This is a genomic window from Dickeya undicola (genome assembly GCF_000784735.1).
Taxonomy (GTDB): domain Bacteria; phylum Pseudomonadota; class Gammaproteobacteria; order Enterobacterales; family Enterobacteriaceae; genus Dickeya; species Dickeya undicola.
In genome coordinates, this window is record NZ_JSYG01000010.1 from 47,386 (window position 1) to 61,060 (window position 13,675).

The 13,675-nt window shown below is 57.5% G+C and carries 12 protein-coding genes and 1 other RNA gene; 6 read left to right on the top strand and 7 right to left on the bottom strand.

Annotated features, from left to right (window positions below):
* Nucleotides 1-39 precede the first annotated feature (39 nt).
* On the top strand, nucleotides 40-1,074 hold the full coding sequence (locus tag OB87_RS05920) for a hypothetical protein (protein ID WP_033568517.1): 1,035 nt from the start codon (nucleotides 40-42) through the stop codon (nucleotides 1,072-1,074).
* A 38-nt stretch (nucleotides 1,075-1,112) separates the two neighbouring features.
* Here OB87_RS05920 and ubiI read toward each other — a convergent pair whose 3' ends face one another.
* Genes ubiI through OB87_RS05940 form a run of 4 tightly spaced genes read right to left on the bottom strand, consistent with a single transcriptional unit; the run spans nucleotide 1,113 to nucleotide 5,475 of the window.
* A complete protein-coding gene (gene ubiI, locus OB87_RS05925; protein ID WP_033568518.1) occupies nucleotides 1,113-2,324 on the bottom strand; it encodes an FAD-dependent 2-octaprenylphenol hydroxylase in 1,212 nt (403 codons plus the stop codon).
* A 22-nt stretch (nucleotides 2,325-2,346) separates the two neighbouring features.
* The gene (gene ubiH / locus OB87_RS05930; protein ID WP_033568519.1) at nucleotides 2,347-3,525 is read right to left on the bottom strand and encodes a 2-octaprenyl-6-methoxyphenyl hydroxylase; all 1,179 of its coding nucleotides are present in this window, start codon (nucleotides 3,523-3,525) and stop codon (nucleotides 2,347-2,349) included.
* Nucleotides 3,522-4,850: a Xaa-Pro aminopeptidase gene (pepP, locus tag OB87_RS05935; protein ID WP_033568520.1), complete on the bottom strand. Its 1,329-nt coding sequence runs from the start codon at nucleotides 4,848-4,850 to the stop codon at nucleotides 3,522-3,524. The genes ubiH and pepP overlap by 4 nt, the downstream gene beginning before the upstream one ends.
* Before the next feature lie 40 nt (nucleotides 4,851-4,890).
* A complete protein-coding gene (locus tag OB87_RS05940; protein ID WP_033568521.1) occupies nucleotides 4,891-5,475 on the bottom strand; it encodes a YecA/YgfB family protein in 585 nt (194 codons plus the stop codon).
* 318 nt (nucleotides 5,476-5,793) lie between these two features.
* On the opposite strand from OB87_RS05940, the gene zapA reads away from it, so the two are divergent.
* The 3 genes from zapA (at nucleotide 5,794) to OB87_RS05955 (ending at nucleotide 7,055) form a co-directional block, all read left to right on the top strand.
* Nucleotides 5,794-6,123, top strand: a complete 330-nt coding sequence (gene zapA / locus OB87_RS05950) for a cell division protein ZapA (RefSeq protein WP_012883229.1) — start codon at nucleotides 5,794-5,796, stop codon at nucleotides 6,121-6,123.
* A gap of 82 nt (nucleotides 6,124-6,205) precedes the next feature.
* A non-coding RNA gene (gene ssrS, locus OB87_RS19735) (6S RNA) lies at nucleotides 6,206-6,388 on the top strand.
* Between the two features lie 52 nt (nucleotides 6,389-6,440).
* A complete protein-coding gene (locus OB87_RS05955) occupies nucleotides 6,441-7,055 on the top strand; it encodes a 5-formyltetrahydrofolate cyclo-ligase (protein WP_033568523.1) in 615 nt (204 codons plus the stop codon).
* 37 nt (nucleotides 7,056-7,092) lie between these two features.
* Here OB87_RS05955 and nadR read toward each other — a convergent pair whose 3' ends face one another.
* From nadR to serB, 3 genes are all read right to left on the bottom strand, one after another.
* Complete coding sequence (gene nadR, locus OB87_RS05960) at nucleotides 7,093-8,325, bottom strand: multifunctional transcriptional regulator/nicotinamide-nucleotide adenylyltransferase/ribosylnicotinamide kinase NadR (protein WP_033568524.1); 1,233 nt, start codon at nucleotides 8,323-8,325, stop codon at nucleotides 7,093-7,095.
* Nucleotides 8,326-8,428: 103 nt separating this feature from the next.
* Entirely contained in the window at nucleotides 8,429-9,814 is a 1,386-nt protein-coding gene (gene radA / locus OB87_RS05965; protein WP_033568525.1) for a DNA repair protein RadA, read from the bottom strand.
* A gap of 62 nt (nucleotides 9,815-9,876) precedes the next feature.
* Nucleotides 9,877-10,854, bottom strand: a complete 978-nt coding sequence (gene serB, locus OB87_RS05970) for a phosphoserine phosphatase (protein ID WP_033568526.1) — start codon at nucleotides 10,852-10,854, stop codon at nucleotides 9,877-9,879.
* Nucleotides 10,855-10,982: 128 nt separating this feature from the next.
* Here serB and OB87_RS05975 point away from each other — a divergent pair, with 128 nt between their 5' ends.
* On the top strand, nucleotides 10,983-11,681 hold the full coding sequence (locus tag OB87_RS05975) for a YtjB family periplasmic protein (protein WP_033568527.1): 699 nt from the start codon (nucleotides 10,983-10,985) through the stop codon (nucleotides 11,679-11,681).
* A gap of 386 nt (nucleotides 11,682-12,067) precedes the next feature.
* A complete protein-coding gene (prfC, locus tag OB87_RS05980; protein ID WP_033568528.1) occupies nucleotides 12,068-13,657 on the top strand; it encodes a peptide chain release factor 3 in 1,590 nt (529 codons plus the stop codon).
* The last annotated feature ends 18 nt before the right edge of the window (nucleotides 13,658-13,675 follow it).

A 13,675-nucleotide genomic window follows, 5' to 3' on the forward strand; every position in this document is an offset into this window, starting at 1 on the left:
TCAGACGAAAATAACATGTGCGCCTGACAAGGATGATCGATGAGAAAAGTGATGTGGCTGGCGATGTTGCTGGTCGTGCCGTTGCTGGTGTCCTGTATCCGTTTTTCCAATCCTGCCCCTTATAAAAAGATGCTGCGTGCTGAGTTCGGCGAACAGTTGCAGTACCTCGATATGACCCGGCTTTCGCCCTCGGAACCGTTTAAATCCTGGCAAGGCGTGTATGCGCTCTATTTGCTCGATCGCAGTGATAACCAGACCTTCATGGTTCGCTTTACCGAAACCGATTCTCCCGCACAGTTTCTGGCGCGGGTACAGGCGGATCGGGCAGAGAAGACCGCGTTCGTCAAACGGCAGCAAGCGTACCTTGAACGGTTGCTGAAACTGAATCTGACGGGGGATTTTTTCTCGCTGGCGGGCGAAGATTTGCAGGATCGGGACGAGTGGCTGGTGGCGTATTTCGCCGATCTTTCACAGCTTGGTCAGGATCGGTTTTTTATGTCAGACGCCAGTCTGAAAGCGCTGGCTGCCGCGCTGGCGCAAAACCGCGATCCCAAACCGACGATCCGGATTTACGACGTCAGCCTGAAAGCCAGGTACGCTGATGTATTGAAAAAGCACTATCACGGTATTAATGAGCCGATCGGCGGTGAGCGTTATACCTACCGCGTCAGTCTGGCGGATGGCGGGGCGGTCGCTTATGGTATCGATAATATCGTTTCTCCCGCGCCCGGCATTGTCGAAGAAAAAAAGACCCCGCTCTATGATCGCTGCTATCAGGTTATTGCCCGGCAGATTAGTGAAAACTATTTTTATCGCACCTATGGCGTCTATATTTCACCGCTTGGTTTTTATCTGAATGATTCGGTTATCCGCGAACGCATTCAGGAAAAATTGGGGACCCGACCTTATTTTTCTTTTTCACTATTGGATCAACTGAACGGTCGGAACGTTGTGCGAGGTATTGTGGAATATACCGACTGGAAAAACGGCGATGGCAAACAGCATGTGTTTGAATACACTTATTTCTTTGCTGACGAACAAGTGGTATTGCAGGATTTACGGGCCACGCTGTAACGCACGCGGCCCGAAACGCTCAGAGAATGCGGCAACGTTTAGCCCGCATTTTTCAGCCAGTCCGGTAGATCGTTAAGCCCCATTGCCTGGCGTACCAGCGTTGGTTTGATGCCTGGCAGTGTGTCCGCCAGTTTCAGGCCGATGTCGCGCAGCAAGCCGCCGACCGGATGGGACGCAGCGAACAAGGTGCGAAAGCCTTGCATACTCGCCAGCATCAGTGCGGCGCTGTGCTTGCGGCGTCGTTCGTAGCGCCGCAAATACAGGTGCTGGCCGATGTCTTTACCTTGAGTCTGCAACCGCTTGAGTTCGGCAATCAGCTCCGCTACGTCCATAAAACCCAGGTTGACGCCTTGTCCGGCCAGCGGATGGATGGTGTGTGCGGCATCGCCAATCAGCACCAACCGATGGGCGGCAAAGCTGCGGGCATAACGGGCGGTAAGTGGGAACGTTTGACGGTCGCCCTCCAACTGGCACAGCCCCAGCCGCATATCGAAGGTCATCGCTAACTGCCTGGCGAACTCGTCGGCGGGCAGCTCGCGCATCTGTTGGGCACGTTCCGGTGGCAGCGACCAGACGATCGAGCTGAGATGCGGATCGCCAAGCGGCAGAAACGCCAGAATGCCGTCGCCGTGGAACACCTGGCTGGCGATGGCGTTGTGTGGCTGCTCGGTGCGGATAGTGGCGACCAGCGCGTGATGGCCGTAATCCCAGAAAGTTAGTGGAATGTCGGCGTGCTGGCGCAGCCAGGAGTGTGCGCCGTCTGCCCCGACGACCAGCCGGGCGGTGAGCATGTTGCCGTCTTCCAGCGTAATAAAGGCTTCGTTTTCGCCCCAGGCGACCTGCCGCAACGTGGCGGGTGCCAGCAGGGTGATATCCCTTGATTGGGCGGCCTGTTGCCACAGCGCCCACTGGATGACGTCGTTTTCAATAATGTGGCCGAGCCGGGAGAAGCCGAACTCTTCACCGCAAAAACGGATATTGCCGAAGCTGTCTTTATCCCAGACATACATTTCGTTGTAAGGGCTAATCCGCTGCGCAGCAATACCCGGCCAGACGTTGAGCTTGCGCAGCAGCGCCTCGCTGGCGGCATTAATGGCGGAAACGCGCAGCGCGTGCGGGCCGTTTGTCAGCGGTTCGGTCGCGGTCTGTTTTTCCAACACGGCGACGCTCAGGCCGCTGCCTTGCAGACCGCAGGCCAGCGCCAGTCCAACCATTCCCCCGCCTGCGATGACCACATCAAATGATTGCATAGAGCATGAATTCCTGTCTGTGTTAACGTTCCACCCAACCCAGCGTGCGCCGCGCCAGCACATCCCGCAGCCGCGGCAGGCTGTTCATCGCCATCAACCCCAGATTCCGCCCGACTTCCATCGGGAACAGGTGATTGGAGAAGACGCGCACCAGCCCGTCAGTCAAGGCTACTGTGGTGTGCTGATCCGGCTGGCGGCGGCGCTGATAGCGTTGCAATACCCGCAGACTGCCTGGGTCTTCACCCTGTTTAACGGCGGCTGTCAGCGTTTCTGCCAATGTCATTACATCGCGCAGACCGAGGTTGAATCCTTGCCCGGCAATAGGGTGCAGGGTTTGCGCGGCGTTACCCACCAACGCCAGACGATGGCTGATATGCTGACGGGCAGTGACCAGCGCCAGCGGGTAGCTGTGACGCTCGCCGACTTGCGTGATGGCGCCCAGACGCCAGCCAAAAGCCCGCTGCAACTGCTGGCGAAACTGTGCGTCGCTCCAGTTATCCACCTCGGCTTGTTGTGACAGTGGGTGGCACCACACCAGCGAACTGCGGCCTTTGCTCATCGGTAACAGTGCCAGTGGGCCATGCCTGGTGAAGCGTTCATAGGCGCGGCCCCGATGGGCTTCGGCGGTCGCGACGTTGGCGATGATCGCCACCTGTTCATACGGCGACTGCTGCCACTGAATACCGGCGTGCTGCGCCAGTTGGGAGCGGGAGCCGTCGGCCGCCACCAGCAACTGCCCACTGAGACGGGTGCCGTTATCCAGCAGCAGTGATGCGCTGTCCGCTTCCCGGTCGACCTCCACCACCCTGGCCGGGCAGTGCAGTCGCACGCCGGGGGCATTCTGTAGCAGTGAAAACAGCCGCTTGCCGACGTCGTGCAGCTCGACCACGTGGCCCAGTGTGGATACCTGATAATCACTGGCCTGTAACCGTACCCGTCCCGCATGGCCCTGATCGCTAACGTGCACGCTGGCGATAGGGGTTGCGACTGGGGCGAGTGTCTGCCAGATGCCGATGGCATCCAGCTGTGTACAGGTGCCTTGTGCCAGCGCGATGGCGCGGGCGTCAAAGCCGGGGTGGTGGTTTTCCTGCGGCGAGCGAGCTTCGATCAGATCCACCGGGATCTGGCCGCCTGACAGACGGGAGATCGCTAATGCCAGCGTTGCGCCTGCCATTCCACCGCCGACAATCATGATGGTCATGAGGCTTGTCCTGCCGCCCTTGTCATCAATGCTTCAATCTCGTTCGGATCTTTCACCACGCCGCTGGTCAGCACCTCGTTGCCGTTTGCGGTGATGACGATATCGTCTTCGATACGAATACCGATGCCGCGGTACTCCGGCGGCACATCGGCATCCGGCGCGATGTACAGGCCCGGCTCGACCGTCAGCACCATGCCCGGCTCCAGAATACGGCCGCGATCGGCGGTGCCGTAGTCGCCGACGTCATGCACGTCCATGCCCAGCCAGTGGCTCAGGCCGTGCATGAAGAACTGACGGTGCGCCTGCTCGGCGAACAAGGTGTCGACATCGCCTTGCAGAAGGCCGAGTTTGATCAGACCGCGCAGCATGATACGCACCACCTCTTCGTTCACTTCACGGATGCTGCGACCCGGTGCGAACATCTCGATAGCGCGTACTTCTGATTCCAGCACGATGTCGTAAATGGCCCGCTGTGCCGGGGTGAATTTGCCGTTGACCGGGAAGGTGCGGGTAATGTCGCCCGCGTAGCCCTGATATTCGCAACCGGCGTCGATCAACACCAGATCGCCGTCGCGCATCTGAGATTCATTTTCGGTGTAGTGCAGAATGCAGGCGTTTTCGCCACTGCCGACAATGGTGTTATAGGACGGATAGCGCGCGCCGTGGCGGGTGAATTCGTGGTGGATTTCCCCTTCCAACTGGTATTCGAACATGCCGGGGCGACATTTTTCCATAGCACGGGTGTGGGCCAGTGCACTGATTTCACCGGCGCGGCGCAGGATGTCGATTTCCGCCGCCGATTTAAACAGGCGCATATCGTGCACCCACGGACGCCAGTCGGTCAGCGTTGTCGGTGCGTTGAAACCTTTGCGTTTACCGCCGGTACGCAGAGTTTCCAACGCAGCGAACACCAGCTTGTCGGCATAGGCATATTCACCCTGTGCGTGGTAGACCACATCCAGGCCGTTGAGCAGCAGGTGCAATTGTTCGCCGATCTCGTTGAACGGCAACGCACGGTCTACGCCCAGTTTGGCCGGTGCCGCTTCCTGGCCGAGACGACGACCGAACCAGATTTCAGCGGTGACGTCGCGTACCCGGTTAAACAGTACGCTGTGATGGTGATTCTCGTCGCTCTTGATTAGCAGTAACGCGGCTTCCGGCTCGTTGAAACCAGTGAAATACCAGAAGTCGCTACTCTGACGGTAGGGGTAGTCACTGTCTGCGTTACGTTGTGCTTCCGGTGCGGCGAACAGGATAGCCGCACTGCCGGGCACCATCTTGTCCAGCAGGGCCAGACGGCGGCGGAGGTATTCTTGTTGATTCATTACCTGCTCCTGAAAAAGGGCATCAAATGCAGAATGTGTATTAATGCAGTGTCGGTTTTTTCTGCTCCGGCGCAGTAACTACCGGACGGGTGAACTCGTTATGGCACATGATGGCCGCCACCCGTACATATTCGATCACTTCTTCCAGCGACTGCTCCAGTTCATCTTTATCTTCGTCTTCGTCGTAACCGAGCTGGGCGATGTTGCGCAGATCGTCAATCGCTTCTTTCAGCTCGCCCTGCGTTTTACCAAGGCGAGGCTGGACGACACCGAGGCCGAGCAGAAAATGGTTGACCCAACCGGCTAGCGCATCGGCGCGGTCGAATACACTAACGTGCTCCAGCGCATCGTCCGGCAGGAACAGCTGGAACAGAAAGCTGTCATCCTCCAGTGCGTCGCGGGTCACCTGATACAGGTGTTGCAGCGGCTGGGCCAGTGTCTGTGGGAAGGCCATGCCGTCGTTGGTCAGTTCAAACGTCAGCGTTTTCCAGCTATCGTCATGGTTACCACCGCATAACATACCGCTTATCAGTCCGTGCATTTCGGCGGCGGTCAGGGCCACCTGATGTTGTTGCAATAACTGGTCGATAGTGTCGTAACCGGGGAGTGTATTCTGTATAGACATGAGCTTTCATCGTCGTTGGCAGGTCGTTCGTGTTATGCTACCACCAAGCTCCGCTGCTATACCAGCAAGCTCCGTCGGCAGATGTACACCCAATGGATTCACGCGGCAGGACAGCCGACTTTCTTTTTGAGCAATGTCCCTGCCACTGACAATCTTATGGGTATAATAAAGGGCTTGTATCTTCTATTTTGGATATATGGGCTTGTATCTTTTATTTTGGATATATATAGTAGCGCCCGCTTTTTCCAGGCCCCGTCACGGGCCGCGCAGCGGATGTCCCTCATGCGGGCGTGAAACGAAATAAGGCAGGAAGGTGACATGTCTGCACAACCGGTAGATATTCAGATTTTTGGCCGTTCGTTAAGAGTCAATTGTCCGCCAGAACAGCAGGATGCGCTGAATCAGGCTGCGGAGGATCTTAACCAGCGGTTGCAGGACCTCAAGGTTCGTACCCGGGTGACGAACACGGAGCAACTGGTGTTCATCGCGGCACTCAATGTGTGCCACGAGCTGGCGCAAGAGCGCTTGAAAACCCGCGATTATGCCGCCAATATGGAACAGCGTATTCGCATGTTGCAGCAGACGATTGAACAGGCGTTGCTGGAGCAGGGCCGTATTACCGAGCGTCAGGGCGCGCAATTTGAGTAGCGCGTCTCGTTTTGACAAAAGTACGGTTTTTTTGGGTAACACATCGCTGCCAGACATGATAAGGTAGCGTTGAAAGAACAAAATTTCTCTGAGATGTTCGTCAGCGGGCAAGTCCCCTGAGCCGATATTTCAACCAACAGAATGTAACGATCCGTGGTTGGTGAGCACGCTCGGTTCGGCCGAGAAGCCTTAAGACTGCGACGTTGCGTTCACCTTGAACCAAGGGTTCAAGGGTTACGGCCTGCGGCGGCATCTCGGAGATTCCCTCTCGTTTATTCCCCTTTGTTTGCATGTTAACTACATGAATGTGACTGCGCATGAATCCAGCCAGTGCTTCTTCCGACCAGTCTTCCATCGCGGCATTACGCCAGCAAATCCGTCAGCAGGTTCGCCAGCGCCGTCGTGCGTTAAGTCGTGAACAGCAAAGCGTTTTTGCCGTTCAGGCCGCCGCTCGGGCGATGGCTCATCCGCGTCTTGGCGACGCCAGCCGGGTGGCGTTGTTTCTGTCGTTTGATGGCGAGCTGGATACCCAGCCGTTGATCGAGGCGTTGTGGCAGCAGCAAAAACAGGTTTACCTGCCGGTGCTGCACCCGTTCTGTAACGGGCATCTGCTGTTTTTGCGCTATGCGCCGGATACCGAACTGGTGTGGAACCGGCTGAAGATTCAGGAACCACGGCTGGATGTGGGCCAGGTGTTGCCGGTTGAGCAACTGGATGTGTTGCTGACGCCGCTGGTGGCGTTCGATGCCGCCGGGCAGCGGCTTGGCATGGGTGGCGGGTTTTATGACCGCACGTTGCAGCATTGGCGCTTGCGCGGCCCGTATCCCATCGGGCTGGCGCACGACTGCCAGCAGGTGGAGGTGCTGCCCACGGAAAGCTGGGATGTGCCGTTGCCGGAAATTATCACCCCATCCCGCAGTTGGCGCTGGTGAAAACGCGGCGAGATTAACTCGCCGTCGGCATCGGTGTTTACCGGTCGTGCCCCAGCATTTGCTGCACCAGCTCCACGCAGCGTAGAAAGCGGCTGTCGTAGTCTGATTCGGTAACGTGGACATACGGCACGTTATTTTCCGCCAGCATACTCTTGAGCACGTCCTGAAACGCCTGGCGATCCGCCGCGCTGCCCAGACTGCGCAGGCCGTCCGCCACCCAGGGAGTGTTGTTCTCCAGCAGAATCACCAGATCAAAGCGGTACTCCTCAACCAGCGCCTGCACAAACGGGTGTTCACGGCCTTCGTACTTTTTGCAAAACGCTTGTGTGGTGATGAAGTCGGTGTCGATAAACGCCACTTTGTTGGCATATTTTACGGCGAAATCAATGTACTGAGCCTGGCCGAGCGCGATTTTGTCGTAGTCTGAATACTGTAGCGCCATTTCGTCACCGCCCAGGTGAGAGAACACGTAATCGCGGCCGTATTCCCAGGCGCTGGTGGTATTGAAAATATTAGCCAGCTTGTTGACCAGCGTGGACTTGCCGCTGGACTCGCCGCCCAAAACCGCCACGGTGCGCACGAAAAACGGTTTCACCTCGGTGGGGATATATTCCCAGTAGCGGAATGGATCTTGACGGATCTGTGCGCCGCTGATGCTCATAAAAGAGCGTTTGGGGTCGATCAGCACGGTTTCGATGCCGAGATGTTCTTTGTACTGCTGCGCGTCCTGCTCTTCGCTGGTGTAGACGTAGCGGGGGTCGATGCCTTTTTCCGACATGAATTGCTTAATGCCGCGGCTCCACACATCCCAGCCGTGCGGATAGGGTTCCATGCCCTGCTCGTTGAAGGCGTGAATGTGAATGTTTTTCTGATACTTGAAGGTTTGCAACAGCCAGCGCAGGCGGTCGCTGACGGTCGGCTGCTGCGACATAGAACTGTGCTCGAACAGCTGGCGGTCGCGCGGCTCGTCGTAGCCCAGAATCACGTGCAGTTCGTCTATCTGGCTGCACGCGCGCTGAATCAGGTAAATGTGACCGGTGTGCAGCGGATAAAACTTGCCGAACACCACGCCGATACTTTTTTGCTGATAAGGAAATTCCAGCCCGAGAAAACGGTGCAACGACTCCAGCTTCTGAGCACTGGGGCTTTTGATTTTGGCGTTGAGCAACTGGCTTAAGTAGCCTTTGGTCATACCTGCGGCATCGGCGACCTGTTGCAGGGTACAGCCTTTTTGTCTGATGGCTGTTTTCAGGTAATCGTAGGGAGACATGGTCTGATACTCCGATGTGGCGGATAACGCTTTGCTATATTAACGCGTTACGGTGTTAACGCTCTGCCATATTAAGGCTCTGATGAGTAAAGCCTAATGGACATTACAGATCATCGAGGATCGCCAGCGCGTCCGACAATTTTTTCACGCCCATCACCTGCATGTTGGCGGGCGGTTTTTTCGGCATGTTGGCAAACGGCACGATAGCGCGCTTAAAGCCGTGCTTGGCAGCTTCGGTGATGCGTTCCTGACCGCTCGGCACCGGGCGGATTTCTCCGGCCAGACCGACTTCGCCGAACACCACCAAGTCCTGCGGTAACGGCCGATCGCGGAAGCTGGACACCAGCGACAGCAGCAGCGCCAGGTCGGCGCTGGTTTCCGTTACCTTGACGCCGCCCACCACGTTGACGAATACGTCCTGATCCGACATTTGCAGCCCGCCGTGACGGTGCAGCACCGCCAGCAAGATTGCCAGCCGGTTTTGCTCCAGCCCGACGGCTACCCGCCGTGGGTTCGCCATCATCGAGTGATCCACCAGCGCCTGAATTTCTACCAGCAGCGGCCGGGTGCCTTCCCAGACCACCATCACCGAACTGCCGGAGGTGATTTCATCGCCCCGGCTCAGGAAGATGGCAGACGGGTTGCTGACTTCCCGCAGCCCCTGTTCGGTCATGGCAAAGACGCCCAGTTCGTTGACGGCACCGAAGCGGTTTTTGTGGCTGCGCAGGGTGCGGAAACGGGAGTCGGCGTCGCCGTCCAGCAGCACCGAACAGTCGATACAGTGCTCCAGCACTTTCGGACCGGCCAGCGAGCCGTCTTTGGTGACGTGGCCGACCATGATGATGGCGACACCGCGGGTTTTGGCGAAGCGTGTCAGGTAGGCGGCGGTTTCCCGCACCTGCGCTACGCTGCCGGGAGACGACTGAATATCCGCCAGATGCATCACCTGAATGGAGTCGATCACCATCAGTTTCGGCTGTTCCTGTTCGGCAATCAGGCAGATCTGCTCGATGCTGGTTTCAGACAGCATATTGATGTGCTGAGCGGGTAGGCCAAGACGGTGAGCGCGCATCGCCACCTGCTGGAGGGATTCCTCGCCGGTGACATACAGGGTCTTCATCTGTTCGGCCAGTTTGCACAGGGTTTGCAGTAACAGGGTACTTTTGCCCGCACCGGGGTTACCGCCGATCAGAATGGCGCTGCCGGGGACGACGCCACCGCCTAGCACCCGGTCGAATTCCTGAAAGCCGGTGGAGAAACGTGGCAGCGCTTCCAGGCTGATGTCCGACAGTTTCTGTACCCGGCTGACGTTGCCGCTGTCCCCGGCGTAACCGGAGAAACGGTCGTTGCGTGACGAGGAGGACGCGGCGGCCAGACGCACCTCGGTGATGGTGTTCCAGGCGTGACAGGCGCTGCACTGCCCCTGCCAACGCGGATATTCGGCCCCGCATTCATTACAGACAAAGGCGCGTTTGACGGCTTTGGCCATGAATTCCCTCCTTACTACTGCTTTTTACTGCATCGGTTCTTTACTGCATCGGTTCGCGTGGCTCAGCCTTTTTCATGTCTCAGGCTGCCGCTGAGAATGCACAACACCCCGGTCAGGTCGGCGTGGCGGATGCTAACCGCGCTTTGTTCGTTGACCTTGGGTTTGGCGTGGTAAGCGATACCGAGCCCGGCCGCCTTGATCATCAGCAGGTCGTTAGCACCGTCGCCGATGGCGACCGTCTGGTGCAGCGGGATTGACAGCTTTTCCGCCAGTTGACGTAGTGTATTGGCTTTATATTTCGCATCGACGATCGGGCCTACCACCTCGCCGGTCAGCTTGCCGTCGCGCATCCCCATTTCGTTGGCGACCGCTGCTACCAACCCCAGCTCTTCACGCAGATAATCGGCGAAATAGGTGAAGCCGCCGGAAGCAATGGCCAGGTGCCAGCCTGCCTCCTGCAACTGTTTGACCATGTTTTTCAGGCCCGGCATCAGCGGCAGGGCGTCCCGCACCTGACGCAGAATGTTGGCATCCGCGTCTTTCAGGGTGCCGACACGTTGGCGCAGGCTGGCTGCGAAATCCAGCTCACCGCGCATGGCGCGCTCGGTTACCTCGGCTACTTGCTCGCCGGTGCCCGCCAGTTTGGCAATTTCATCGATACATTCGATCTGGATTGCGGTGGAGTCCATGTCCATGACCAGCAGGCCGGGCGCACGCAGGCTGGGGGTGTTGCCCATCGGTGTGACATCCAGCCCCAGTTCGTGGGCTACCTTGGTGATACGTGGCGTCAGGATGCCAGCCAGCCGTACCACCTGATACTCGTCCACGCTCCAGGCGCTGACGACAACCAGTGGATCGTCCAGACGGCGTTGAACGCGGGATAACAGATACTTGTCGAGCACGTCGCCGTACATCAGCCAACCGGTATTGCCAGCACGGTAGTCGAGTGGCATCACTTCGTCGTCACTCAACGACAGCGGCAAATTTGGCCAGCAGTTGATCTCATCGGGCAGATCGCTATAGGTCAAACGGTTCGACATGGGTTAAATATCCTTTCCTGCGGGTAGTGAAGATTGACGGGGTGGACGGTCACAAATCAACGCAACAAGCTATCCTATCGCCAACGCTTCTGGCAACATGAAAGTATCCAAATCGCGCAGGTATTCCCATGGTTCGGGCCCGGATAAAATTTCGCTTACATCGTACGGCCATTGTGCTGATCTGTCTGGCTCTGCTGGTGGTGTTATTGCAGGGGGCCTCCTATTTCAGCCTCAGTCATCAAATGGCCCGCTCCGAGCAGGTGGAAGAGCTGGCGCGCACGCTGGTGAAGCAGGTGGCGTTCAGCCTGACGCCGATGATGGAAAGTAATAATGACAACAGCGGCAGAATTGGCGAAACACTGCGGCAACTCACCGATCACAGCCGTATTCTGGATGCCGCGTTATACCAGCAGGACGGCACGCTGGTGGCGCGCGCGGGCGAACAGATTGAGGTGCGCGACCGGCTGGCGTTGGATGGCAGCCGTGCTGGCAGCTACTTCAACCATCAACTGGTGGAGCCCGTCAATAGTAAGGACGGGCCGATCGGTTTTCTGCGCATCACATTGGATACCCACGTGCTGGCGACGGAAGCTCGCCAGGTGGACAACACCACCAACATCCTGCGATTGATGATTCTGATGGCGTTGGCTATCGGCATTATTCTGGCTCGCACCTTGCTGCAACATCGCCGTTCCCGCTGGCAGCAATCTCCTTATCTGTTAACGGCCAACGCGTCGTCACAGGATGATGACCCGGCTAACGACGATGAGCCTGTTAACCGTGATGAGCCGTCCACGCAGGATGGCGATCAAACCCGCAAACCCTAAAGCACGGTTATTTCATCACGGGCGACGTGTCGCCACCCTGGAGGCGTGCAGCACAATCGGTCTTTGATTACCGAGTCCTGATTGCGCTGTTTGCGTTATGGTCGATCGTGTTTACGTTATGATTGATTGTGCCGGGCTGGCAAATCGGGGAAAATGGACGGCTTATTTATGTCTGTCGCTACTTATGCCTGTCACTTAAGCCTGTGTGGGGGAAAACGCGTGTAAAAGTGCTTAATGGAATCTCCCGGCCTACGGCTGCGCTTACTGCGTGTGCTGATGGCTTAACTGATTGGCATTATACAGCTTGATGTCTGTATTTCCCGCCTTGCCTGATGCGGCGTGCGATGCGCGTGTCGGGCGGCTAACTATTAAGAAGCCTGAATAACATGTCTCCAAGTGAATACGCACGCGAAGTCTCGAAACGTCGGACATTCGCTATTATTTCTCACCCCGATGCCGGTAAAACCACCATCACCGAAAAGGTGCTGCTGTTCGGACAGGCGATTCAGGTCGCCGGTACGGTGAAAGGACGCGGCTCCAGCCAGCACGCTAAATCCGACTGGATGGAAATGGAAAAGCAACGTGGTATCTCGATTACCACCTCGGTGATGCAGTTCCCTTACCGTGAATGTCTGGTCAACCTGCTGGATACGCCGGGGCACGAAGACTTCTCCGAAGATACCTACCGTACACTGACCGCTGTCGACTGCTGCCTGATGGTGATCGACGCCGCCAAGGGCGTTGAGGACAGGACCCGTAAGCTGATGGAAGTTACCCGTCTGCGCGACACGCCGATCCTGACCTTCATGAACAAGCTCGACCGCGACATCCGCGACCCGATGGAAGTGCTGGATGAAGTGGAAAACGAGCTGAACATCGCCTGTGCGCCGATTACCTGGCCGATCGGCTGCGGTAAGCTGTTCAAAGGTGTTTACCACCTCTACAAAGATGAAACCTATCTTTACCAGAGCGGCATGGGTCACACCATTCAGGCCGTGCGCATCGTCAAAGGGCTGGATAATCCGGAACTGGATCAGGCGGTGGGCGAGGATCTGGCCGCGCAGTTGCGCGATGAGCTGGAACTGGTAAAAGGCGCGTCTCACGAGTTTGAGCAGGACGCGTTCCTGAACGGCGAACTGACGCCGGTGTTCTTCGGCACCGCGCTGGGCAACTTCGGCGTGGATCACATGCTGGATGGATTGGTGTCATGGGCGCCTGCGCCGATGCCGCGTAAGACCGACGTGCGCGTGGTCAGCGCCGACGAAGAGAAGTTCAGCGGTTTTGTGTTCAAGATTCAGGCCAATATGGACCCGAAACACCGCGACCGCGTGGCGTTCATGCGCGTGGTGTCCGGCCGCTACGATAAAGGCATGAAGCTGCGTCAGGTGCGCACCGGCAAAGACGTGGTGATTTCCGACGCGCTGACCTTCATGGCGGGTGACCGTTCCCACGTGGAAGAAGCCTATCCGGGCGACATCATCGGCTTGCACAACCACGGCACTATTCAGATCGGCGATACCTTTACTCAGGGCGAAGAGCTGAAATTCACCGGTATTCCCAACTTTGCGCCGGAACTGTTCCGTCGTATCCGCCTGCGTGACCCGCTCAAGCAGAAGCAGTTGCTTAAAGGGCTGGTTCAGCTTTCCGAAGAGGGCGCGGTGCAGGTATTCCGTCCGCTGATCAACAACGATCTGATCGTGGGTGCGGTTGGGGTGCTGCAGTTTGACGTGGTGGTGGCGCGCCTGAAAACCGAATACAACGTGGAAGCGGTGTATGAGTCGGTGAACGTCTCCACGGCCCGGTGGGTAGAGTGCGATGACGTGAAGAAATTCGAGGAGTTCAAGCGCAAGAACGAACAGCATCTGGCGCTTGATGGCGGTGACAACCTTGCCTATGTGGCACCGACTATGGTTAACCTCAACCTGGCGCAGGAACGTTATCCTGACGTGCGGTTCCATAAAACTCGCGAGCATTAATCGCGGGCGACCACCCAC

Coding starts and splice junctions, on each gene's coding strand:
- ubiH (WP_033568519.1), bottom strand. CDS start 3,525: ATGACCATCATGATTGTCGGCGGTGGAATGGCAGGCGCAACGCTGGCA.
- radA (WP_033568525.1), bottom strand. CDS start 9,814: ATGGCCAAAGCCGTCAAACGCGCCTTTGTCTGTAATGAATGCGGGGCC.
- prfC (WP_033568528.1), top strand. CDS start 12,068: ATGTCTCCAAGTGAATACGCACGCGAAGTCTCGAAACGTCGGACATTC.
- OB87_RS05940 (WP_033568521.1), bottom strand. CDS start 5,475: ATGTCTATACAGAATACACTCCCCGGTTACGACACTATCGACCAGTTA.
- OB87_RS05920 (WP_033568517.1), top strand. CDS start 40: ATGAGAAAAGTGATGTGGCTGGCGATGTTGCTGGTCGTGCCGTTGCTG.
- OB87_RS05975 (WP_033568527.1), top strand. CDS start 10,983: ATGGTTCGGGCCCGGATAAAATTTCGCTTACATCGTACGGCCATTGTG.
- nadR (WP_033568524.1), bottom strand. CDS start 8,325: ATGTCTCCCTACGATTACCTGAAAACAGCCATCAGACAAAAAGGCTGT.
- OB87_RS05955 (WP_033568523.1), top strand. CDS start 6,441: ATGAATCCAGCCAGTGCTTCTTCCGACCAGTCTTCCATCGCGGCATTA.
- zapA (WP_012883229.1), top strand. CDS start 5,794: ATGTCTGCACAACCGGTAGATATTCAGATTTTTGGCCGTTCGTTAAGA.
- serB (WP_033568526.1), bottom strand. CDS start 10,854: ATGTCGAACCGTTTGACCTATAGCGATCTGCCCGATGAGATCAACTGC.
- ubiI (WP_033568518.1), bottom strand. CDS start 2,324: ATGCAATCATTTGATGTGGTCATCGCAGGCGGGGGAATGGTTGGACTG.
- pepP (WP_033568520.1), bottom strand. CDS start 4,850: ATGAATCAACAAGAATACCTCCGCCGCCGTCTGGCCCTGCTGGACAAG.